Annotated in this window: 21 protein-coding genes and 1 other RNA gene; 13 read left to right on the top strand and 9 right to left on the bottom strand. The window is 61.0% G+C overall.

Features of this window, described 5'->3' with window-relative positions:
• The first annotated feature begins 134 nt into the window (after positions 1-134).
• Positions 135-290: a hypothetical protein gene (locus tag SB725_RS01985; RefSeq protein ID WP_172825923.1), complete on the top strand. Its 156-nt coding sequence runs from the start codon at positions 135-137 to the stop codon at positions 288-290.
• A gap of 35 nt (positions 291-325) precedes the next feature.
• On the opposite strand, the gene SB725_RS01990 is transcribed toward SB725_RS01985, so the two are convergent.
• From SB725_RS01990 to SB725_RS02005, 4 genes are all read right to left on the bottom strand, one after another.
• A complete protein-coding gene (locus SB725_RS01990; protein WP_027926456.1) occupies positions 326-931 on the bottom strand; it encodes a 5-formyltetrahydrofolate cyclo-ligase in 606 nt (201 codons plus the stop codon).
• A gap of 86 nt (positions 932-1,017) precedes the next feature.
• Positions 1,018-1,196: non-coding RNA, 6S RNA (gene ssrS, locus SB725_RS01995), on the bottom strand.
• Between the two features lie 30 nt (positions 1,197-1,226).
• Positions 1,227-1,544 (bottom strand): cell division protein ZapA, encoded by a 318-nt coding sequence (locus SB725_RS02000; protein ID WP_007942435.1) that lies wholly within the window; start codon positions 1,542-1,544, stop codon positions 1,227-1,229.
• Complete coding sequence (locus SB725_RS02005) at positions 1,541-1,750, bottom strand: TIGR02449 family protein (RefSeq protein WP_007942437.1); 210 nt, start codon at positions 1,748-1,750, stop codon at positions 1,541-1,543. Before SB725_RS02005 ends, SB725_RS02000 begins: the two co-directional genes overlap by 4 nt.
• Positions 1,751-1,877: 127 nt before the next feature.
• Between SB725_RS02005 and SB725_RS02010 the strand changes: the two genes are divergently transcribed.
• From SB725_RS02010 to gcvH, 9 genes are all read left to right on the top strand, one after another.
• Entirely contained in the window at positions 1,878-2,438 is a 561-nt protein-coding gene (locus SB725_RS02010) for a YecA family protein (protein ID WP_027926457.1), read from the top strand.
• Positions 2,439-2,465: 27 nt separating this feature from the next.
• A complete protein-coding gene (pepP, locus tag SB725_RS02015) occupies positions 2,466-3,800 on the top strand; it encodes a Xaa-Pro aminopeptidase (protein WP_027926458.1) in 1,335 nt (444 codons plus the stop codon).
• On the top strand, positions 3,797-4,984 hold the full coding sequence (gene ubiH / locus SB725_RS02020) for a 2-octaprenyl-6-methoxyphenyl hydroxylase (RefSeq protein ID WP_027926459.1): 1,188 nt from the start codon (positions 3,797-3,799) through the stop codon (positions 4,982-4,984). Before pepP ends, ubiH begins: the two co-directional genes overlap by 4 nt.
• On the top strand, positions 4,977-5,462 hold the full coding sequence (locus SB725_RS02025; protein ID WP_027926460.1) for a DUF4442 domain-containing protein: 486 nt from the start codon (positions 4,977-4,979) through the stop codon (positions 5,460-5,462). Before ubiH ends, SB725_RS02025 begins: the two co-directional genes overlap by 8 nt.
• A 9-nt stretch (positions 5,463-5,471) precedes the next feature.
• Positions 5,472-6,689, top strand: coding sequence for a 2-octaprenyl-3-methyl-6-methoxy-1,4-benzoquinol hydroxylase (locus tag SB725_RS02030; protein WP_177327633.1), 1,218 nt, complete (start codon positions 5,472-5,474; stop codon positions 6,687-6,689).
• A 155-nt stretch (positions 6,690-6,844) separates the two neighbouring features.
• Positions 6,845-7,846 carry an extracellular solute-binding protein gene (locus SB725_RS02035; protein WP_027926462.1) on the top strand — a complete coding sequence of 334 codons (1,002 nt, stop codon included), beginning with the start codon at positions 6,845-6,847 and terminating at the stop codon, positions 7,844-7,846.
• 140 nt (positions 7,847-7,986) lie between these two features.
• On the top strand, positions 7,987-9,603 hold the full coding sequence (locus SB725_RS02040) for an ABC transporter permease (protein ID WP_027926463.1): 1,617 nt from the start codon (positions 7,987-7,989) through the stop codon (positions 9,601-9,603).
• Between the two features lie 156 nt (positions 9,604-9,759).
• A complete protein-coding gene (gcvT, locus tag SB725_RS02045; protein WP_027926464.1) occupies positions 9,760-10,842 on the top strand; it encodes a glycine cleavage system aminomethyltransferase GcvT in 1,083 nt (360 codons plus the stop codon).
• A 50-nt stretch (positions 10,843-10,892) separates the two neighbouring features.
• Positions 10,893-11,276 carry a glycine cleavage system protein GcvH gene (gene gcvH, locus SB725_RS02050; RefSeq protein WP_059181987.1) on the top strand — a complete coding sequence of 128 codons (384 nt, stop codon included), beginning with the start codon at positions 10,893-10,895 and terminating at the stop codon, positions 11,274-11,276.
• 53 nt (positions 11,277-11,329) lie between these two features.
• Here the strand turns inward: gcvH and SB725_RS02055 are convergent, their stop codons facing one another.
• Entirely contained in the window at positions 11,330-12,469 is a 1,140-nt protein-coding gene (locus SB725_RS02055) for a DegT/DnrJ/EryC1/StrS family aminotransferase (RefSeq protein WP_027926466.1), read from the bottom strand.
• A 153-nt stretch (positions 12,470-12,622) separates the two neighbouring features.
• Between SB725_RS02055 and gcvP the strand changes: the two genes are divergently transcribed.
• Positions 12,623-15,496: an aminomethyl-transferring glycine dehydrogenase gene (gene gcvP, locus SB725_RS02060; RefSeq protein WP_194940465.1), complete on the top strand. Its 2,874-nt coding sequence runs from the start codon at positions 12,623-12,625 to the stop codon at positions 15,494-15,496.
• Positions 15,497-15,581: 85 nt separating this feature from the next.
• Here gcvP and SB725_RS02065 read toward each other — a convergent pair whose 3' ends face one another.
• From SB725_RS02065 to SB725_RS02075, 3 genes are all read right to left on the bottom strand, one after another.
• Positions 15,582-15,899 carry a DUF2388 domain-containing protein gene (locus tag SB725_RS02065; RefSeq protein ID WP_027926468.1) on the bottom strand — a complete coding sequence of 106 codons (318 nt, stop codon included), beginning with the start codon at positions 15,897-15,899 and terminating at the stop codon, positions 15,582-15,584.
• 73 nt (positions 15,900-15,972) lie between these two features.
• Entirely contained in the window at positions 15,973-17,757 is a 1,785-nt protein-coding gene (locus tag SB725_RS02070; RefSeq protein ID WP_059181988.1) for a GspE/PulE family protein, read from the bottom strand.
• Between the two features lie 90 nt (positions 17,758-17,847).
• The gene (locus tag SB725_RS02075; protein ID WP_027926470.1) at positions 17,848-18,186 is read right to left on the bottom strand and encodes a hypothetical protein; all 339 of its coding nucleotides are present in this window, start codon (positions 18,184-18,186) and stop codon (positions 17,848-17,850) included.
• A 126-nt stretch (positions 18,187-18,312) separates the two neighbouring features.
• Between SB725_RS02075 and SB725_RS02080 the strand changes: the two genes are divergently transcribed.
• Positions 18,313-18,777: an Lrp/AsnC family transcriptional regulator gene (locus SB725_RS02080; RefSeq protein ID WP_027926471.1), complete on the top strand. Its 465-nt coding sequence runs from the start codon at positions 18,313-18,315 to the stop codon at positions 18,775-18,777.
• 56 nt (positions 18,778-18,833) lie between these two features.
• On the opposite strand, the gene SB725_RS02085 is transcribed toward SB725_RS02080, so the two are convergent.
• The gene (locus tag SB725_RS02085) at positions 18,834-20,201 is read right to left on the bottom strand and encodes an inorganic triphosphatase (protein ID WP_059181989.1); all 1,368 of its coding nucleotides are present in this window, start codon (positions 20,199-20,201) and stop codon (positions 18,834-18,836) included.
• Positions 20,202-20,357: 156 nt separating this feature from the next.
• On the opposite strand from SB725_RS02085, the gene argE reads away from it, so the two are divergent.
• Positions 20,358-21,521, top strand: coding sequence for an acetylornithine deacetylase (argE, locus tag SB725_RS02090; protein ID WP_027926473.1), 1,164 nt, complete (start codon positions 20,358-20,360; stop codon positions 21,519-21,521).
• Positions 21,522-21,672 lie beyond the last annotated feature (151 nt).

Here is a 21,672-nt window from a genome sequence, read left to right on the forward strand (position 1 = left end):
TTGACGCCAGCGTTTGCGTGTCAGTTCACGTTGTCGCAAAATGCCGGCCTTCTAAGCTTGACGCTGCTGCACGGCCTACACCTGAAACGGAACCGCTGCTGTCATCGTGTTGATGTGCCTTTGGGGGGCAATCGATGAAACGCAAACCGGATTTACTATGGATTTTGGTTATTTTGTTCGGCCTTGGCGTCGTAACCACCGGTTATGCCCAAAGCCTGTGGAATAACAAGACCGATGCGCCGATCGAAATCGCGCAGCAGCAACAGCAGCCATCGGCGTTCAAGCGCTAAACCTGTCTTTTGGACGCCGCTGATCGCAGTGGCGTCTACCCTGCGAAATACCACGCCTTGTCTGTCACCGTGCCTTGCAACGGCACATCCCAGCTCGCCTGAGCCAATCGTTCGACTTTCTGACATTCATGGGCCAGCCCCAGCAGCGTCGGCTTGCGCCAGGTTTTGCGGCGGGCCAGGTACGCCAGGCTTCGATCGTAGAAGCCGCCGCCCATGCCCAGACGCCCGCCGACATCGTCAAACCCCACCAGCGGCAACAGCACCAGATCCAGTGCCCAGACTTTACGTTGTCGGGCGAGGTTGTGCCGGGGTTCGAGAATTCGAAAGCGGTTGGGTTTGAGTTTTTCGCCGGGGCGAATGCGCTGGAAGACCATTTTGGTGCGCGGCCAGGCACTGAGCACCGGCAGATACGTGGCCTTGCCCCGGCGTTGAGCGGCACGCAGCAGGATGCGCGGGTCGATTTCACCGTCGGTTGGCAGGTACAGGGAGATGTGCTTGGCGCGGCGAAACAACGGCTGTTGGGCCAATTGCTTGTACAGCCCGCGAGCAGCCTGGCGCTGTTGACTGGGTGTCAGTGCGCGACGGGCCTTGCGCAGCATGCGTCGAAGTTGCGGGCGGGGCAGCAGCGCAGGTTCGGTCATGGATTCAGGCTTCGACAGGACGAATACGTAAAGCGTACCCGTAAAAAAGCCGATGCCGGTATTTAAACCGGCATCGGACTGAAATCAGGCTCCCCGGATGAACCGCTGCTGACTTAGCCCTTGAACCCGAAAGTTCAAGGTGGAAGATGCAGTAGGCTTTAAGGCTTTCCGTCTAGCGGACATGCACACCAGCCCAACGTGCAGCCTCCAGGGTAGTGCGAATCGGCTCAGGGACGTGGTCAACTGGCAAGCACCCCAGGGAGTGAAGCGAGTATACCCCAAGCGGTTTCGTGTTTCAGCCCTTGGTGACGTCCGGATCGGTGGCGAGCACCAGATCGACGCGGTCCAGCAGGTCGCGAACCTGTTCGCGAGTCGAGCCGCTGGCCTGTACATCCGGGCGTTCTTCCTTGTGCAACAAGTCGTGCGTGATATTCAGCGCGGCCATGACGGCAATGCGGTCGGCACCGATGACTTTGCCGCTGCTGCGAATTTCGCGCATTTTGCCATCCAGGTAGCGGGCGGCGCTCACCAGATTGCTGCGTTCTTCCTGGGGGCAGATGATCGAATATTCTTTGTCGAGGATCTGCACGGTAACGCTATTGCTTGAACTCATGAGTCTTGCTCCAGGGCCTTGAGGCGCGAAATCATCGATTCAACCTTACGCCGGGCGATTTCGTTTTTTTCAATGAGGTGCGCGCGTTCCTCGCGCCAGGTCTTTTCCTGAGCTAGTAAGAGTCCGTTTTGGCTCTTTAGTTGCTCGACTCGACTAATTAGCAGTTCGAGTCTGGCCATCAGCGCTTGCAGGTCGGTGTCTTCCATTGTGTCCACTGAATGTGTGCTTGATGGGGGTAGCTGGCGGACAGCCTTTAATAGTCTTGGCGAGTCTGTCGATGTAGGATACAAGGCCTTCATTCTAGACATAGCGCCGTCTGGCGCCTAGCTGCCCATGACCATTCAGAATTCCCCGTACCAAGCCTTCGCCACACTGCTGACCTCCAGCGGTCATAACGTCTCGCCTGCCGAACTGCATGGCCTGTTGCTCGGCCGCAGTTGCGCCGGTGCCGGCTTCAATGCCGAGGAGTGGTTGATCGATGCCGCCGAACTGCTGGAAAGCGAACCGCAGGACAATGTCCGCAATGCCCTGATCGGCTTGCAGGAGATGGTCAAGGGCGAGCTGACCGGCGACGACGTGACCGTTGTTCTGCTGCTGCCGACCGATGACGCCCCCCTGACTGACCGTGCCGTCGCACTGGGTGAGTGGTGCCAGGGCTTCCTCAGCGGTTTCGGCTTGAACTGCCGGGACAGCAGCACACTCAGCACTGAAGCCACCGAAGTATTGCAGGACCTGGCGGCCATTTCTCAGGTGCAAGATGCCCTGGAAGAGTCCGAAGACGGCGAAACCGATTACATGGAAGTCATGGAATACCTGCGCGTCGCGCCGCTGCTGCTGTTCTCCGAAACCAAGAAAGCGGACGTGCCGCCAGCCGCCAAACCGTCGTTGCATTAATCGCGTGCCAGGAAAAGCCATCTGCCCATGATTCATATCCCGAAATCGGAATACAGCCGTCGCCGCAAGGCCCTGATGGCGCAGATGGAACCCAACAGCATCGCGATCCTGCCCGCCGCCGCGGTCGCCATCCGCAACCGCGACGTCGAGCACGTCTATCGCCAGGACAGCGATTTCCAGTACCTGAGCGGCTTTCCCGAGCCTCAAGCGGTCCTCGTGTTGATGCCGGGGCGTGCCCACGGCGAATACATCCTGTTCTGCCGTGAGCGCAACGCCGAACGAGAGCTGTGGGATGGTTTGCGCGCCGGCCAGGAAGGCGCGATCCGCGACTTTGGCGCCGACGACGCTTTCCCCATCACCGACATCGACGACATCCTGCCGGGCCTGATCGAAGGGCGCGACCGGGTGTATTCGGCCATGGGCAGCAACCCCGAATTCGACCGGCACCTGATGGACTGGATCAACGTGATCCGCTCTAAAGCGCACCTCGGTGCCCAGCCGCCGAACGAATTTGTTGCCCTGGATCATCTGCTTCACGACATGCGCCTGTATAAATCGGCGGCAGAAGTGAAGGTGATGCGCGAAGCCGCACGGATTTCCGCCCAGGCGCACATCCGCGCGATGCAGGCCAGCCGCGTGGGGCTGCACGAGTTCAGCCTCGAAGCCGAACTCGATTACGAGTTCCGCAAGGGCGGCGCGAAAATGCCGGCCTACGGTTCAATTGTCGCCGCCGGGCGCAACAGCTGCATCCTGCATTACCAGCAGAATGACGCGGTGCTCAAGGACGGAGACCTGGTGCTGATCGACGCCGGTTGCGAGATCGACTGCTACGCCAGCGACATCACCCGCACCTGGCCGGTCAATGGCAAGTATTCGCCGGAACAGAAAGCGATCTACGAGTTGGTACTGGCCTCGCAAGAAGCCGCCTTCGCCGAAATCGCCCCGAACAAACACTGGAATCAGGCGCACGAAGCCACGGTCCGGGTGATTACCACCGGGCTGGTGAAGCTCGGCCTGTTGCAGGGTGACGTCGACGAACTGATCGCCAGCGAAGCCTACAAAGCGTTTTACATGCACCGCGCCGGCCACTGGCTGGGGATGGATGTGCATGACGTCGGCGAGTACAAGGTCGGCGGTGAATGGCGGGTGCTGGAGGTCGGCATGGCGCTGACGGTGGAGCCGGGGATCTACATTTCCCCGGACAACCAGAACGTGGCGAAGAAATGGCGCGGCATTGGCGTACGCATCGAGGACGACGTGGTGGTGACCAAGACCGGTTGTGAAATATTGACCAAAGGCGTGCCGAAAACGGTCGCCGACATCGAGGCCCTGATGGCGCAAGCGCGGACACAAGCAGCATGAGCCGGGTCAATCTGGCAATCATCGGTGGCGGCCTGGTCGGCGCCAGTCTCGCCTTGGCATTGCAGGCCGGGGCTAAAGCGCGTGGCTGGAAGATCGTCCTGATCGAGCCCTTTGCTCCCGGCGATACTTATCAGCCGAGCTACGACGCCCGCTCCTCGGCGCTGTCCTATGGCGCCAAACAGATTTACCAACGGTTGGGTGTGTGGCAGGAAATCTCCCGCCGCGCCGAGCCGATCAAGCAGATTCATGTCTCTGACCGTGGACGTTTTTCCACCGCACGATTGTCGGCGATGGAAGAAGGCGTTCCTGCGTTGGGTTACGTGGTGGAAAACGCCTGGCTTGGCCAATGCCTCTGGCAAGGTCTGGACAAGGACGTGGTCGCCTGGCGTTGCCCGGCGGAAGTCACGCGCATGGAACCGCTGAGCGATGGCTACCGCCTGACCCTCAATGATGAAACCACCCTGGAATGCGACCTCGCGGTGCTGGCGGATGGTGGCCGTTCGGGCCTGCGCGAGCAACTGGGGATCGGCATCAAGAAGCGTCCGTATAACCAGAGCGCGCTGATCGCCAATATCACGCCGAGCGAAGCACACAACGGCATGGCGTTCGAGCGATTCACCGACGACGGCCCGATGGCGCTGTTGCCGCTGCCGGACAACCGCTGCGCCTTGGTCTGGACCCGTCTGGGTATGGATGCACAGCGGCTGGCCGCACTGGATGAAAAGAGCTTTCTCAGCGAGTTGCAGGGTGTGTTCGGTTATCGCCTCGGCACGTTGAAACAGGTTGGCGCACGTCATCTTTACCCGCTGACGCTGATCGAAGCGGAAGAGCAGGTGCGTCCACATCTGGCGATCCTCGGCAATGCGGCTCACAGCCTGCACCCGATTGCCGGCCAGGGTTTCAACCTGTCGCTGCGTGATGCCCAAGCCTTGGCGGAGGCCTTGTTGGCCAGCGAGAACGGGCCGGGCGACTTTGCCACCTTGCAGGCTTACCGCGAGCGCCAGCGTCTGGATCAAAACCTGACGGTGGGCTTCTCCGATCAGGTCACCCGATTGTTCGGCAGCACCCAGCCGCTGGTGTCGCTGGGCCGCAATCTCGGCCTGCTTGGTCTCGATCTGCTGCCGCCGGCCAAGCGCTGGTTCGCCCGGCAGGCCATGGGTCTGGGTACACGCCCCGATGCTTAAGTGGCTGACGAGCAGGTTCGGCAAGGCGCGGTTGATGCGTTGGTTCATGTCCTTTTACCCGCCGTACATGGGCGCCGGGGTTCGGGTGCGGCACATCAGCGATGACTTTCGCGACATCACGGTGTCCATGGGCCTGAGCTGGTACAACCGCAATTACGTCGGCACCCAGTTCGGTGGCAGCCTGTATTCGATGGTCGACCCGTTCTACATGCTGATGCTGATGGAAAACCTCGGGCACCGTTACATCGTCTGGGACAAAGCCGCTGACATCGATTTCATTTCGCCGGGCAAAGGCCCGGTGTTCGCCAGATTCCGCATCGACGAGACCTTGCTCGACGAGATCCGTCGGCAAACGGCCGATGGCGAAAAGTACCTGCCGCAATTGCAGGTCGATATTCACGACGGCGCCGGCACCTTGGTGGCGCGGGTCGAAAAAACCCTTTACGTGCGGCTCAAGCCGCAAGCGAGACAGGTTTAAAGCATGGACATGCGCGCAGATCTGCTGATTGTCGGGGCCGGAATGGTCGGCAGCGCCTTGGCGCTGGCGTTGCAGGACAGCGGGCTGGAAGTCCTGTTGCTGGACGGCAGCCCCCTGAGCGTCAAACCCTTCGATGACCAGGCACCGTTCGAACCGCGAGTGAGCGCCTTGTCGGCGGCCAGCCAGCGGATTCTCGAACGCCTGGGCGTGTGGGACGGCATTGCCAAACGACGCAGCAGCCCCTACACCGACATGCACGTCTGGGATGGCAGCGGCACCGGGCAGATCCATTTCTCGGCCGCCAGCGTGCATGCCGATGTGCTTGGGCACATCGTCGAGAACCGAGTGGTTCAGGACGCCTTGCTTGACCGTTTGCACGACTGCGATCTCGGGATGCTGGCCAATGCGCGTCTGGAACAGATGCGTCGCTCGGGCGATGACTGGCTGCTGACCCTGGCGGACGGCCGCACCTTGCGCGCACCGTTGGTGATTGCGGCGGACGGCGCCAACTCGGCCGTTCGGCGCCTGACCGGCATGGCGACGCGCGAGTGGGACTATATGCACCACGCGATTGTCACCAGTGTGCGCAGCTCCAAAGCGCATCAAATGACCGCCTGGCAGCGTTTCACCGACAACGGCCCGCTGGCGTTTTTGCCGCTGGAGCGTGATGGGCAGCAGGATTGGTGTTCGATCGTCTGGTCGACCACACCGAGTGAAGCCGAACGCCTGATGGCGCTGGACGACGACGGCTTTTGCCGCGAGCTCGAACGCGCCTTTGAAGGGCGACTCGGCACCGTGCTCAGCGCCGACCCGCGTCTGTGCGTGCCGCTGCGTCAGCGTCACGCCAAGCGTTATGTGGCCGAAGGCCTGGCATTGATCGGCGACGCGGCGCACACCATTCACCCGCTGGCCGGGCAGGGCGTGAACCTTGGTTTCCTCGATGCAGCCGTGTTGGCCGAAGTACTGCTGCAAGCGTTTGAGCGCGGTGAACGCTTGGCGGATGTCAAAGTGCTGAGCCGTTACGAGCGCCGGCGCATGCCGCACAACCTGGCGCTGATGGCGGCGATGGAAGGGTTTGAGCGGTTGTTCCAGGCTGATCCGCTGCCGGTGCGCTGGTTACGCAATGCCGGGTTGAAGATGGTTGAGCAGATGCCCGAGGCCAAGGCGTTGTTTGTGCGTGAGGCGCTTGGGTTGACCGGGGATTTGCCCGCGTTGGCCAAGGCCTAGGTATTGGGTGAGGCTTATGGCCTCATCGCGAGCACATTCGCCGCAGATTTCTGACGATGCAACATCTGGTAACGCCTCCGCGAACTGATTGATTGAGAAGCTAAATGTGAGTCCTTATCATTTGGCCTCACTTTTTCAATCGAGAGATCGCTCCCATGTTGCCGAAGCGTCTACTGACCGCACTCGCCCTGTCCCTGATTGGCAGCACCGCCGCCCAGGCCGCTGACGAGGTGGTGGTTTACTCCTCGCGTATCGACGAGCTGATCAAACCGGTCTTCGACGCCTACACCGCCAAGACCGGGGTGAAGGTGAAGTTCATCACCGACAAGGAAGCGCCGCTGATGCAGCGCATCAAGGCCGAGGGTGAGAACGCCACCGCCGACCTGCTGCTGACGGTCGATGCCGGCAACCTCTGGCAGGCCGAGCAAATGGGCATCCTGCAGCCATTCACCTCCCAAGTGATCGATACCAACATTCCGCTGCAATACCGCGCTGCCTCCCACGCCTGGACCGGCCTGAGCCTGCGGGCGCGGACCATCGCTTACTCCACGGATCGCGTGAAGCCGGGTGAACTGACCACCTACGAAGCACTGGCCGACAAGAACTGGGAAGGGCGCCTGTGTCTGCGCACGGCGAAGAAGGTCTACAACCAGTCCCTGACCGCCACCATGATCGAAGTCCACGGCGCCGAAAAAACCGAGAAAATCCTCAAGGGTTGGGTGAGCAACCTGTCCACCGACGTGTTCTCGGATGACGTCGCAGTGCTGGAAGCGATCAACGCGGGTCAATGCGATGTCGGTATCGTCAACACCTACTACTACGGTCGCCTGCACAAGCAGAAGCCTGATTTGGGCGTGAAACTGTTCTGGCCGAACCAGGCTGACCGCGGTGTGCACGTCAACCTGTCGGGTATCGGCCTGACCAAACACGCGCCGCACCCGGAAGCGGCCAAGGCACTGGTGGAGTGGATGACCACTCCTGAGGCGCAGAAGATTTTCGCCGACGTGAACCAGGAATTCCCGGCCAACCCGGCGGTGGCGCCTTCAGAGGAAGTGGCGGCGTGGGGCAAGTTCGTGGCCGATACCCTGCCGGTGGAAGTGGCCGGCAAGCGTCAGGCCGAAGCAATCCGCATGATGGATCGCGCTGGCTGGAACTGACACTGCTGCTGATCGTTCCCACGCTCTGCGTGGGAATGCCTCTTCCGACGATCCGCGTCGAAGCGTGACGCAGAACGTCAAAAAATATGTGCCCACGCAGAGCGTGGGCACAATCATTTAACATTTTCTAGAGAACCCCTTTGGCCCACCCCGCCCAACGTCGCTGGTATCCCCTGGTCTTCGCCATCGCTGCGCTGGTCCTGTTGCCCCTCAGTGTTTTACTGCTGTCCTGGCAAACCATCGATCAACAGATCTGGTCCCACCTCTGGGCCACCCAGATGCCGCGCCTGTTGGGCAACACCCTGACCCTGATAGTCGGCGTCGGGGTTGGCGTCACGCTGCTGGGCGTCAGCCTCGCGTGGCTGACCAGTCTCTGTGAGTTCCCCGGCCGACGCTGGCTGGACTGGGCGCTGATGCTGCCGTTTGCGATTCCGGCGTACGTACTGGCGTTTGTCTTCGTCGGCCTGCTGGATTTCGCCGGCCCCGTGCAAACCCTGATGCGCGAGTGGTTTGGCACGGGCCTGAGGTTGCCGGGTGTGCGCTCCACCGGCGGGGTCATTGTCGTGCTGGTGCTGGTTTTCTATCCCTACGTCTATCTGCTGGCCCGTACGGCGTTCCTCGCCCAGGGCAAAGGCTTGATGGAAGCCGCCCGGGTGCTCGGCCAGTCGCCGTGGCAAGCGTTCTGGCGAGTGGCCTTGCCGATGGCGCGCCCGGCCATCGGCGCGGGGGTGGCGTTGGCGTTGATGGAAACCCTGGCGGATTTCGGTGCAGTGTCGGTGTTCAACTTCGACACGTTCACCACTGCGATTTACAAAACCTGGTACGGGTTCTTCAGCCTGTCCACCGCCGCCCAACTGGCCAGCCTGTTGCTGCTGGTGGTGATGGTCGTGCTGTACGGCGAACGTCGTGCTCGTGGGGCCAGCCGGGCGAGCAACGAACGGCCGCGGGTCAAGGCGCTGTATCACCTGCGTGGCTTCAAGGCGCTGGCGGCGATGAGCTGGTGCGGCCTGGTGTTTGCCTGTGCGTTCGTCATCCCGATGCTGCAACTGCTGGTGTGGTTTTGGTTGCGCGGGCGTTTCGATCTGGATGAGCGTTACACCGGACTGATTCTTCACACCTTGTACCTGGGCGGCATGGCGGCGCTGATCACGGTCAGCGTTGCCTTGGTGTTGGCGTTTGCCCGGCGCCTCGCACCGACCCGAACGATCCGCTCCGGCATTGGCCTGGCCAACCTGGGCTATGCCTTGCCGGGTTCGGTATTGGCGGTGTCGATCATGCTGGCGTTCAGTTACCTGGATCGCGAGCTGGTCATCCCGCTGTCCGGCTGGCTAGGCGGCGCTGGCAAGCCTTTGCTGCTGGGCAGTCTCTCGGCGTTGTTGCTGGCCTATCTGGTGCGTTTCATTGCGGTGGCATACGGGCCACTGGAAAGCAGCCTGGCGCGTATACGGCCATCTTTGCCCGAAGCAGCACGTAGCCTTGGCGTCAGTGGGCCACGACTGTTTTTCAAGGTGTATCTGCCGTTGTTGTTGCCGGGCACGTTGAGCGCCGCGTTGCTGGTGTTCGTCGATGTGCTCAAGGAAATGCCCGCAACCCTGCTGATGCGCCCGTTTGGCTGGGACACGCTGGCCGTGCGGATCTTTGAAATGACCAGCGAAGGGGAGTGGGCGAGGGCGTCTTTGCCGGCACTGACGCTTGTTTTGGTCGGCCTGTTACCGGTCATCGGATTGATTCGACGTTCGGCGCATCGAAACAGCTAGGTGCCAGTCCTACACCTTGCGGCTACAATGCGCGGCATTCGGTGCGGTCCGTCTGACAGACCCGGTAGCTGAAATCGGCTGAAAGCCTTCTAGTTCAAGGTTTTCACCCCGTGCAGCGCCTGTCCGCACCTTCGCCACGCCCGGAAGGAGAAACCCATGGGACAGCGTACGCCTCTGTATGACCTTCATCTCGCCCTCGGCGCGAAGATGGTCGATTTTGGCGGTTGGGATATGCCTCTGCATTACGGCTCGCAGGTCGAGGAACACCACCAGGTGCGCCGCGATTGCGGGGTTTTCGATGTATCCCACATGACCGTGATCGATATCAGCGGCCCCCAGGCCAAGGCCTGGCTCCAGCACTTGCTGGCCAATGATGTCGAGCGCCTGCACAGCCCCGGCCGTGCTCTTTACAGCACCATGCTCAATGAGCGCGGCGGCATCGTCGACGACATGATCGTCTATCGCCTCGACGACGGTTATCGCCTGGTGGTCAACGCCTCCACCCGCAATCAAGACCTCGCCTGGATGCAGGCTCACCTCGACGGCTTCGATGTTCAGCTCAACGAGCGTGCAGAGCTGGCGATGCTGGCGATTCAAGGCCCGCATGCCCGTCAAAAAATCTGCGAACTGGTCTCCCAGGCCCGCAGCAATCTGATTCAGCTGCTCAAGCCCTTCGAAGGCCAGCCGGAAGGTGACTGGTTCATCGCCCGTACCGGTTACACCGGCGAAGATGGATTGGAAATCGTTCTACCGGCTGATCAGGCACCGGGTTTTTTCAACGATCTGGTCGGCGCGGGCATTTCCCCCATCGGCCTTGGGGCGCGGGATACCTTGCGGGTCGAAGCCGGCATGAACCTGTACGGTCAGGACATTCATCAAGATGTATCGCCACTGGCGTCCAATATGGCCTGGAGCATTGCCTGGGAACCGGCCTCTCGCCAGTTCATCGGGCGCACCGCCCTAGAGGCCGAACGGGCCGGCGGCGTACAGCACAAACTGGTGGGACTGGTCCTTGAGGAGCGAGGGGTTTTGCGCGCTCATCAAGTGGTCCGCATCGCCAATGTTGGCGAAGGGGAGATCACCAGTGGTAGTTTCTCTCCTACGCTTAGCAAGTCGATAGCACTGGCGCGCGTGCCGATGGCAACTGCCGACCGCGCAGAAGTGGAAATCCGTGGCAAGTGGTACCCGGTCCGAGTGGTCAAGCCGACCTTCGTACGCCACGGAAAAACCTTGATCTAACCTTTTTTGGCGGACTAAAACCGCTGACATTTTTCTTGAGGACACAGAACATGAGCGATATTCCTGCCGACCTGCGTTTTGCCGAAAGTCACGAATGGGCCCGCCTGGAAGCCGACGGCACCGTCACCGTGGGCATTAGCGATCACGCGCAGGAAGCGCTGGGTGACGTGGTCTTCGTTGAGCTGACCGAAGTGGGCAACAAGTTTGCGGCTGGAGATCAGGCGGGCGTTGTTGAATCGGTGAAAGCCGCCTCCGACATCTACTCCCCGATTGCCGGTGAAGTGATTGCGGTCAACGGAGAACTGAGCGCAACTCCGGAATCGCTCAACTCCGCCCCGTACAGCGCGTGGATCTTCAAGCTCAAGCCCAGCAACACCGCGGACCTGGAAAAACTGCTCGACGCCGCCGGCTACAAGGCTGCGATCGGCGAATAGTCCCCGCTCTGCGAAATCGCTGTGGGAGCGAGCTAGCTCGCTCCCACAGGTGTTTAGGGCTTCAGAACAGCTTTGACCGCCGCCACCGAACGCTCGACATCCGCTTTGCTCATCGCCGTGAACATCGGCAACGAGACAATCAAGCGGCCGACCCGCTCGGCGACCGGGAACATGCCCTCCTTGAAACCGCGCTCGCGGTAAAGGCTCAGCAAGTGAATCGGCGGGTAGTGATAGCCGATACCGACGCCCAACGCCTGCATCTGCTCCATGAACGTCGCCCGTGCCGGCAGGCCATCCCCGCGCTCCGGCAACACCAGCTGGAACAAATGCCAGTTGCTGTTCTCGAAATCCGCCGGGGGCAGTTGAGCCCCGTATTGCGCCTCGAAAACCTCACCAAAACACGCGAAATAGTGCCGGGCCAGTTCACGGCGATGGGCCGTGATGGCTTCGATGTGAGCAAATTGCCCAAGGCCGATGGCCGCCGCGACGTCGGTCATGTTGAACTTGCCGCCCAGCACATCGACATCCAAACCATCGAAGCCGCTGCGGGTCACGCCCTGCAAACGGTACTTCTGCGCCAGTCGCACTTCCTCATCATTGTTCAGCACCAGGCAGCCGCCCTCTGACGAGGTGACGTTCTTGTTCGCCTGGAAACTGAAGGACACGAAGTCGCCGGTCGAGCCGATGCGCTGGCCGTTCCAGCTGGAGCCCAGCGCCTGGGCCGCGTCTTCCAGCACCCGCAGGTTGTACTGCTTGGCCAGTGCGTAAAGGCGCGTCATGTCCACCGGCAGTCCGGCGAGAAATACCGGCAGGATCGCTTTGGTACGCGGGGTGATGGCGGCTTCGAGTTGAGCCAGGTCGATGTTGCGGGTGACCGGGTCGATATCGGCAAACACCGGGGTGGCGCCGACTTCGAGAATGACGTTGGCGGTGGCCACCCAGGAGATCGGCGTGGTGATCACTTCATCGCCCGGTCCGATCCCGGCAATGCGCAGGGCGATTTCCATGGTGCAGGTGCCGGAATTGAACGTGAGCACCGGGCGCCCGCCAAAAAATGCAGAGAGTTGTTGTTCAAAGGCCTGGACCTTGGGGCCGCTGGTAATCCAGCCCGAGCGCAACACGTCGCCGACCGCGGCAATCGTCGCTTCATCGATGGTGGGTTTGGAAAACGGCAGGAAAGGCAGTGGGCTCATAAATTCAGGCACCTGATCAGCGGACATTTGGCAGATGCCGAGCATGATGTCTGCAATGGTCGTCGGCGCCAAGCCATCCGCCCGGATATCGACTGCTATGCTGGTTTGACCGTGTTGCATCGACGTTGAGCGCCAGTCAAGAGAGAGCCCGTCATGTCCCAGTTGCCGTCCTTGAGCCAGTTACGCGACCCCAATGCCTTTCTGCGCCGCCACCTCGGGCCCGATGCCGTCGAGCAGCAGGCCATGCTTGACAGCCTCGGCCTCGGCAGCCGGGTCGAATTGATCGAGCAGACGGTGCCGCCGGGTATTCGCCTGAACCGCGCGCTCGACCTGCCGCCCGCCCTCGATGAACAAGCCGCGCTCGCCAAGTTGCGCGGTTACGCCGAGCAAAACCAGGTCTGGACCAGCCTGATCGGCATGGGCTACCACGGCACCCTCACCCCGACCGTGATTGTGCGTAACGTCCTGGAAAACCCCGGTTGGTACACCGCGTACACGCCTTATCAGCCAGAGATTGCCCAGGGCCGGCTCGAAGCGCTGCTGAACTTCCAGCAACTGACCATCGACCTCACCGGCCTGGAACTGGCCAACGCGTCCTTGCTGGATGAAGCCACCGCCGCCGCAGAAGCGATGGCGCTGGCCAAGCGAGTCGCCAAGTCCAAAAGCAATCTGTTCTTCGTCGACCAGAACTGCCATCCGCAGACCATTTCGGTGGTGCAGACCCGCGCCGAAGGCTTCGGTTTCGAGCTGATCATCGACACTGTGGAAAACTTGAAACAGCACCAGGTGTTCGGTGCCCTGCTGCAATACCCCGACACCCATGGCGAGATCCACGATCTGCGGCCGTTGATCGATCACCTGCACGCGCAGCAAGCCCTGGCGTGTGTTGCCACTGATTTGCTGAGTTTGCTGCTGCTGACTCCGCCGGGAGAGTTGGGCGCCGATGTGGTGTTCGGCTCATCCCAGCGTTTTGGTGTGCCCATGGGCTACGGCGGGCCGCACGCGGCATTTTTTGCCAGTCGCGATGAATACAAACGGGCGATTCCCGGGCGGATCATCGGCGTGTCCAAGGATGCTCGCGGCAATGTTGCCTTGCGCATGGCCCTGCAAACCCGCGAGCAACATATCCGCCGGGAGAAGGCCAATTCGAACATTTGCACTGCTCAGGTGTTGCTGGCCAACATCGCCAGTTTCTACGCGGTGTACCACGGACCTGAAGGGCTCAAGCGCATTGCCCAGCGTGTGCATCGCTTGACCTGCATCCTCGCTGCCGGCCTTGAGCGGCACGGCGTCAGCCGTCTCAACAGGCATTTCTTCGACACCCTGACCCTGGAGGTTGGCGGCACCCAGACCGCGATCATCGAAAGTGCTCGGGCGGCGCAGATCAATGTGCGGATTCTGGGGCGAGGACAGTTAGGGTTGAGCCTCGATGAAACCTCAGACGAGACCACCGTCGCCAAGTTGTTCGATGTGTTCCTTGGCGCCGATCATGGTTTGAATGTCGACGATCTGGACGCCGAAACGCTGGCGTCCGGCATTCCTGACGGGCTGCTGCGCGCCTCGCCTTATCTGCGTCATCCGGTGTTCAATGCGCACCACAGCGAAACCGAGATGCTGCGTTACCTCAAGCAACTGGAGAACAAGGACCTCGCCCTCAACCAGTCGATGATCCCGCTGGGCTCCTGCACCATGAAGCTCAACGCCACCAGCGAGATGATCCCGATCACCTGGCCGCAGTTCGCCAACCTGCACCCGTTCGTGCCGAAGGAGCAGGCCGTGGGGTATTCGCTGATGATCGAAGAGCTGGAACGCTGGCTCTGCGCGATCACCGGTTTCGATGCGATTTGCATGCAACCCAACTCCGGCGCCCAGGGCGAATACGCCGGGTTGCTGGCGATCCGCAAATACCACGAGAGCCGTCACCAAGGGGCGCGGGACGTCTGCCTGATTCCGTCCTCGGCCCACGGCACCAACCCGGCCTCGGCGCAAATGGCCGGGATGCGCGTGGTGATTGTCGAGTGCGACGAAGCCGGCAACGTTGATCTGGATGACCTCAAGCAAAAAGCCTCGGAGGCGGGGGACAAACTCGCGTGCCTGATGGCGACGTATCCATCGACCCATGGTGTCTACGAGGAAGGCATCAGCGAGATGTGTGAAGTTATCCACAGCCACGGCGGTCAGGTGTACATGGATGGCGCTAACCTCAACGCGCAAGTCGGCTTGGCTCGCCCGGCGGACATTGGCGCCGATGTGTCTCACATGAACCTGCACAAGACCTTCTGCATTCCCCATGGCGGCGGTGGGCCGGGCATGGGGCCGATTGGTGTGCGGGCGCACCTGGCGCCGTTCGTGGCCAATCACCCGGTGGTACCCATCGACGGGCCGTTGCCGCAGAACGGCGCAGTGAGCGCGGCGCCCTGGGGCAGTGCGAGCATTTTGCCGATCAGCTGGATGTACATCGCGATGATGGGGCCGCAACTGGCAGACGCCAGCGAAGTGGCAATCCTCGCCGCGAATTACCTGGCGCAGCATTTGTCCGGTGCGTTCCCGGTGCTCTACACCGGGCGCAACGGGCGGGTGGCTCACGAATGTATCCTGGATCTGCGGCCACTGAAGGCGCTGACCGGCATCAGTGAAGAAGACGTTGCCAAGCGTTTGATGGATTACGGTTTCCATGCGCCCACCATGTCGTTTCCCGTGCCGGGGACGTTGATGGTCGAGCCGACCGAAAGTGAATCAAAAGCCGAACTGGACCGGTTTATCGGAGCGATGCTGAGCATCCGTGCGGAAATCAGCGAGGTGGAAAACGGCAACTGGCCAGCCGAGGACAATCCGCTGAAGCGTTCGCCACATACTTTGGCGGACATCACCGGAGTGTGGGAGCGGTCGTACAGCATCGAGCAAGCGGTGACGCCGGATGCGCACACCCGACAGCACAAATACTGGCCGGTGGTGAATCGGGTGGATAACGTTTACGGCGACCGGAATCTGTTCTGCGCCTGTGTGCCTGTCGACGATTACCGCTGAGATCCCGAATTCACTCCTACAGGGGGGATTTGTGTTTGGGCAAAAAAATGCCGCTCATATGAGCGGCATTTTTGTATCGATGGACTTACTTCGAAGCGACGGCGTTCTTCGCCAGAATCGCATTCGCCAGTTCCATGTCCGTCGCCTGCAGGCCCGGGTTGTCGGCGCGGACTTTCTGCATCGCCGCTTCCAGGTAAGGGCCGCGAATGCCGCCGTCACTGGCAACAAAACTACCGGCATCGTCCTGGGCCGCGACGATCAGCTTGTGATCCTTGAACGTCAGGTAAGTCGAGCCGGTGGTCGCGCCCGACGAAAGGACGTTAGTCCAAAAGCTATCGGCCATCGCGGAACCGACTGGAAGGGACAGCAGCGCGACGGTGGCGACAGCAAGTTTGAAACGCATGATGGGTGACTCCACTGGGTTAACTACACGGCCTTGGATAGCCATCCCCCCATCCAGTTCCATACACCCGTGCCTACTTTTGCTCGCTCTGCGGCGTCACGCGCAGCACCTCTTCGATCGTGGTCAGCCCTGCCGCCACCTTCTGAGCGCCTGATAGTCGCAAGCTGCGCATGCCCTCCTTGAACGCCTGACGCCGGATCGCCAGCAGGTCGGTGTCCGGATTGATCAACGCTTTGACGCCGTCCGTCAGCTGCATGATTTCGTAGACCCCGGCGCGGCCGTGATAGCCGGTGTCGCGACACTCCAGGCAACCGATGGCGCGTTGCGCGTTGGTCGGCAGCGGGGCTTGCCAGGGTTTGGTCAGGGTCTGCCAATCCTCTTCGCCCAGTGTCAGTGGTGCCTTGCAATGGGGGCACAAGGTACGCACCAGGCGCTGGGCCATGACGCCGAGCACCGTGGCTTTGATCAGGTAATGCGGCACGCCGAGTTCCAGCAGGCGACTGATCGCGCTCGGCGCGTCGTTGGTGTGCAGCGTCGAGAGCACCAAGTGACCGGTGAGCGCCGCCTGAATCGCCATCTCGGCGGTTTCGAGGTCGCGAATCTCGCCGATCATGATGATGTCCGGGTCTTGTCGCATCAACGCGCGCACGCCAGCGGCGAAGGTCAGGTCGATGTTGTGCTGGACCTGCATCTGGTTGAACGCGGGTTCGACCATTTCAATCGGGTCTTCGATGGTGCAGAGGTTGACCTCCGGCGTCGCCAGTTTCTTCAGGGTGGTGTACAGCGTGGTGGTCTTGCCGGAACCCGTCGGCCCGGTGACCAGAATGATGCCGTTGGGCTGACGAGTCATGTCCTGCCAGCGGCGCAGGTCTTCAGCGGAAAAGCCCAACTGATCGAAATCCTTGAGCAGCACTTCCGGGTCGAAAATTCGCATGACCATTTTTTCGCCAAATGCCGTTGGCAAGGTCGACAGCCGCAGTTCGACTTCGCCGCCGTCCGGGGTCTTGGTTTTCACCCGGCCGTCCTGGGGTTTGCGCTTTTCCGCGACGTTCATCCGCCCGAGGCTTTTCAGGCGACTGACAATGGCCATGGTCACCTGGGGCGGGAATTGATAGACGTTGTGCAACACGCCATCGATGCGAAAACGCACCGTGCCTTGTTCGCGCCGGGGTTCGATGTGGATATCGCTGGCGCGTTGCTGGAAGGCGTACTGAAACAGCCAATCGACGATGTTGACGATGTGCGCGTCATTGGCGTCCGGCTCCTGGTCGCTGGCGCCGAGGTTGAGCAGTTGTTCGAAGTTGCCCAACGTGCTGGTTTGCTGATCGGCAGCGGTCGCACCGCTGACCGATTTGGCCAGACGAAAGAACTCGACGCTCAAGCGCTGGATGTCCACCGGGTTGGCCACGACCCGTTTGATCGGCAACTTCAACACATGGGTCAGGTCGGCTTCCCAGCCGCTGACGTAGGGCTGGGCGCTGGCCACGGTCACCGCGTCGCGGTCGATCGATACCGCGAGAATCTTGTGGCGCTGGGCAAAGGCGTAGGACATCAACGGCGTGATGGCCGCGACGTTGATCTTCAGTGGATCAATGCGCAAATAAGGCTGGCCGGCTTGCTGCGACAACCACAGGGTCAGGCTTTCCAGGTCCAGGTGTTTGCCGGGACGGCTGAGATCGTCGAGGTGTTGGCTGGCTATGAATTCCAGCGGGTGCATCTGGCCATTGGCGGCGTGGCGGCGGCGGGCATTGAGCGCGTGCTCGGCCGAGTCCTGGCTGATGAAACCTTGGGCGACCAGTTCGCGCAGCAAATCATTGAGATCCAGCCAGCGGTCCTGAATGGCAAGTTGAACGGACATGCGGGCTCCTCATGAACAACAGTCCGCAAAGGATAGTCGCGCAGCCCTCGACCGTTGGGCCACTACCCGACGAAGCCGTGTCGGGATTTTTCAGCCCGCTGCCTGGGCCGGTTGATCCCACATCACATCAGCCGTTTGCAACTCGACCGAACAGACGCTGATCAGGTTGCGTAATTTTTCCGCAATCACTTGGGCGCGGTGCCAACTGAGACCGTCCATGACGATGTCGATCGACAGCAAATCCTCCTGGCGCTGCACGTTCACCTGTTGCGGCGTCAAGAACTGCAAGGCAAACAGATTGAGCGCTCGGCACAGCAGATCCGGCTCGGCCTCCGCCAGCAGTTGGTAATGAACGCGGCAGTGGGCGTTGCTGGCGTTCCAGACATCGGCGCGGGTGGGCGGGGTGTAGACGGCTTCGAGAGGCGGCATGGTCGGGCTCCAAATTCAATGGAGGAATTTTTACATTCGGTGCCGGGCATTTCTTATCTATGATTGGGCTTATTGGCGATTTATCGAATCGTGTAATTCGAATAACGAACGATTTAAGGTTTTTCTATGCAAAGCGAGCTCGATGGCTACGACCGCAAGATTCTCGCGTTGCTGCAAGAGGACGCTTCGCTCTCCAGCGCTCAGATCGCCGAACAGGTGGGGCTGTCGCAGTCGCCCTGCTGGCGGCGGATTCAGCGGATGAAGGAGGAGGGAATCATTCGTGGGCAGGTGACGCTGCTGGACCGCAAGAAGATCGGCCTGAACACGCAGATCTTTGCCGAGATCAAACTCAATGCGCACGGGCGTTCGAACTTCACTGAGTTCACTGAGGCGATCCGCGGTTTTCCCGAAGTGCTGGAGTGTTATGTGCTGATGGGGTCGGTGGATTTTTTGCTGCGGATCGTCACGGCGGACATTGAGGCGTATGAGCGGTTTTTCTTCGAAAAGCTGTCGATGGTGCCGGGGATACAGGAAGTGAATTCGATTGTGGCGTTGTCGGAGATCAAGTCGACGACGAGTTTGCCGGTGTAACACCGGCAGAGTGCTTTTGTGGCGAGGGGGCAAGCCTCCTCGCCACAGTTGTGTACTTACATACGCAGCAGCATTTTCCAGGCACGATTCTGGTACACCGCAATCGCCTGCTGCTTACGCGCATCCAGCGATTCATCGGTGATCGGCTCGTTGGCCAGTTGCGCCAGCTGTTTCAGCTCACCGTACAGGCGATCCATTTCCGGGATGTCCAGCACGCCACGGGCATGGTGCAGCCACGCCTGAATGCGCTCGATGCGCGGCAGTTGCTCGGCCAGGTCTTCCGGCTGTTGCTGATAACGCTGCAATTGCAGGGACGTTGCTTCTTCACCCAGCAACCGCGGCAACCAGCTACCCAGTTGCGCGGCACCCTGGCGATTGCCACGAACGTTGCGATCAGCCGCCCAGGTGCGGGCCAGCAACCAGCGTGAGGTGTTCAGCGAGAACAGGCCCCAGCGCGGGTCTTCCAGTTCTTCGAGGAATTGCTCCGGCGCGGCTTTGCGCACGTCTTCGTCCTCGATGCCGGCTTGCACCAGCGGACGCCAGTCTTCCAGCAACGCATCCAGCGCAAGGCGCAGGTCGTGGGTGGACTGACGCGGCGCGGCTTGACCCAGGCTGCTAAGCAAAGCACGCAATTCAGCGAGGTTTTCGACCCAGTCCAGCAACAGGCGCCAGTGGCCGTTGAAGCGATATTGCTCAGCCAGACGCTGGCTGCTGCCCAGCAAGTGCCAGCTCAGCGCGGCGAACGCGTCGTCCAGCGGGGTTTCGGCGGTGATTTGCGGCGCCGGCAGGCTCAACGAATAGCTGTTGGCGTCGTACAGGCGATAGCCGCGCTCAGCCTTGCTGATGTCACACGGCATCAGGGCCAGGGTTGCGGCCAGTTCTGCGGCCAGTTCCAGCAGGGCGGCCGGCTCGCCTTCGCGCAATTCCAGTTCCAGTTCGCAGATTTCTTCTTTCTGCTTGCCGACGATCACGTGGCCCAGGTCCAGCGCGGCTTCGATGACCACTTTGGTCTTGCCACGGCCCCAGGCGATTTCAGCGCGTTCGCGAACGAAATCGGTGGTGAAGATCGGCTTGAGGGTTTTCTTGTCCAGCTCGGCCAGCTCTTCAGGCCAGCATTCGCCGTCGAGTTTTTTCACGTCGAGCTTGGCTTTGGGCAGGTTCCAGTCGTATTCGTTACGCTCGGACAGGCCGGCAACACTGTGGCCGCGGGTCTTGAGCGTCTGAATCACTTCTTCGCCATCGCGGCGCAGGCGCAGGGCAACCTTGGCGCGGGCCAGGTCACGCTCAGGCGTGTCGAAGTATTGATTCATCAACTCACGGCGTTCCCAGCCACTTTTGTTGCGTTTTTTCAGGAGCGGGTGCTCGCGCAGGGCCGCGAGGGTTTCGCGGCTGACGCGGAGCTTGATTTCGGTTTCTTTCTGCATGGCCGGAAAATCCAGGATCGGGAGCGCAGCCGGGGGAATGTGTGGCTGCCAAGGTCGTGCAGTGTACAGGAGTGAACGTTCCTACGCCCCGCGACGGTTTATTCCTGTCGCCAGATGGTTCTATGATGGACTTCAATCCGGGAGTTGGAGTCAGCGATGCCCTTGCCGTCCATGAAAGATCAGTTCGCTGCACTGATCGCTGCGCCGTCGGTCAGCTGCACCCAACCGAACCTGGATCAGACCAACCGCCCGGTAATCGATTTGCTGGCGACGTGGCTGGGTGATCTGGGGTTTGCCTGTGATATCCAGCAAGTCAGCCCCGGCAAGTTCAACCTGCTGGCCAGTTTTGGTACCGGCCCCGGCGGCCTGGTGTTGGCCGGCCACAGTGACACGGTGCCGTTCGATGGCGCGTTGTGGCAGACCGATCCGCTGAAGCTCACCGAAGTCGATGGTCGTTGGGTGGGCTTGGGCAGTTGTGACATGAAGGGCTTTTTCGCCTTGGCCATCGAAGCGGTGATCCCGCTGCTCGATCAGCCGTTCAAGCAACCGTTGTTGATCCTCGCTACATGCGATGAAGAAAGCTCGATGTCCGGTGCTCGCGCCCTGGCCAAGGCCGGGCGTCCATTGGGCCGCGCAGCGGTTATCGGCGAGCCGACCGGGCTGAAGCCGATCCGCATGCACAAAGGCATCATGATGGAACGCATCGACATTCTCGGTCAGAGTGGCCATTCCTCGGACCCACGCCTGGGCCACAGCGCCCTTGAAGCGATGCACGATGCAATCGGCGAATTACGTGGTCTGCGCCTGTTGTGGCAGCGCGAATTCCGCAATCCGCAGTTTGGCGTGCCGACGCCGACCATGAACTTCGGCTGCATCCATGGCGGCGACAACCCTAACCGTATCTGCGGCCAGTGTTCGCTGGAATTCGACCTGCGGCCCTTGCCGGGCATGGATCCCAAGGCCTTGCGCGCGGAGATTTTGCAGCGGCTCAAACCGGTTGCCGAGCGCCATCAGGTGAAGATCGATTACGCGCCGCTGTTCCCTGAGGTGCCGCCCTTTGAGCAGGCCGAAGACGCGGAATTGGTGCGGATCGCTGAAAAGCTTACCGGCCATGGTGCCGAAGCAGTGGCGTTCGGCACCGAAGCGCCTTATCTTCAGCAACTTGGCTGCGAGACACTGGTGCTCGGCCCGGGCGATATCGCCTGCGCCCACCAACCGGGGGAATACCTCGAAATGTCACGTTTGCAGCCTACGGTGCATCTATTACGTCAACTGATTCAACATTACTGCCTGACACCGGCCGCAATGCCCGTCAGTTGAGCGCAAATCCATGTGGGAGCGAGCCTGCCCGCGCCCACAGGGTCTGTGCTTTGCCTGACATGCCGTATAAATTGCCAGTGTCCCAACCCGTATTCATGAGGAGAGCGCGCGTGTCGCCAAGCCTGTTCCGACGATAACCATCAGCCCGCTG

Source organism: Pseudomonas sp. SIMBA_041 (assembly GCF_046535095.1).
GTDB lineage: Bacteria > Pseudomonadota > Gammaproteobacteria > Pseudomonadales > Pseudomonadaceae > Aquipseudomonas > Aquipseudomonas mucoides.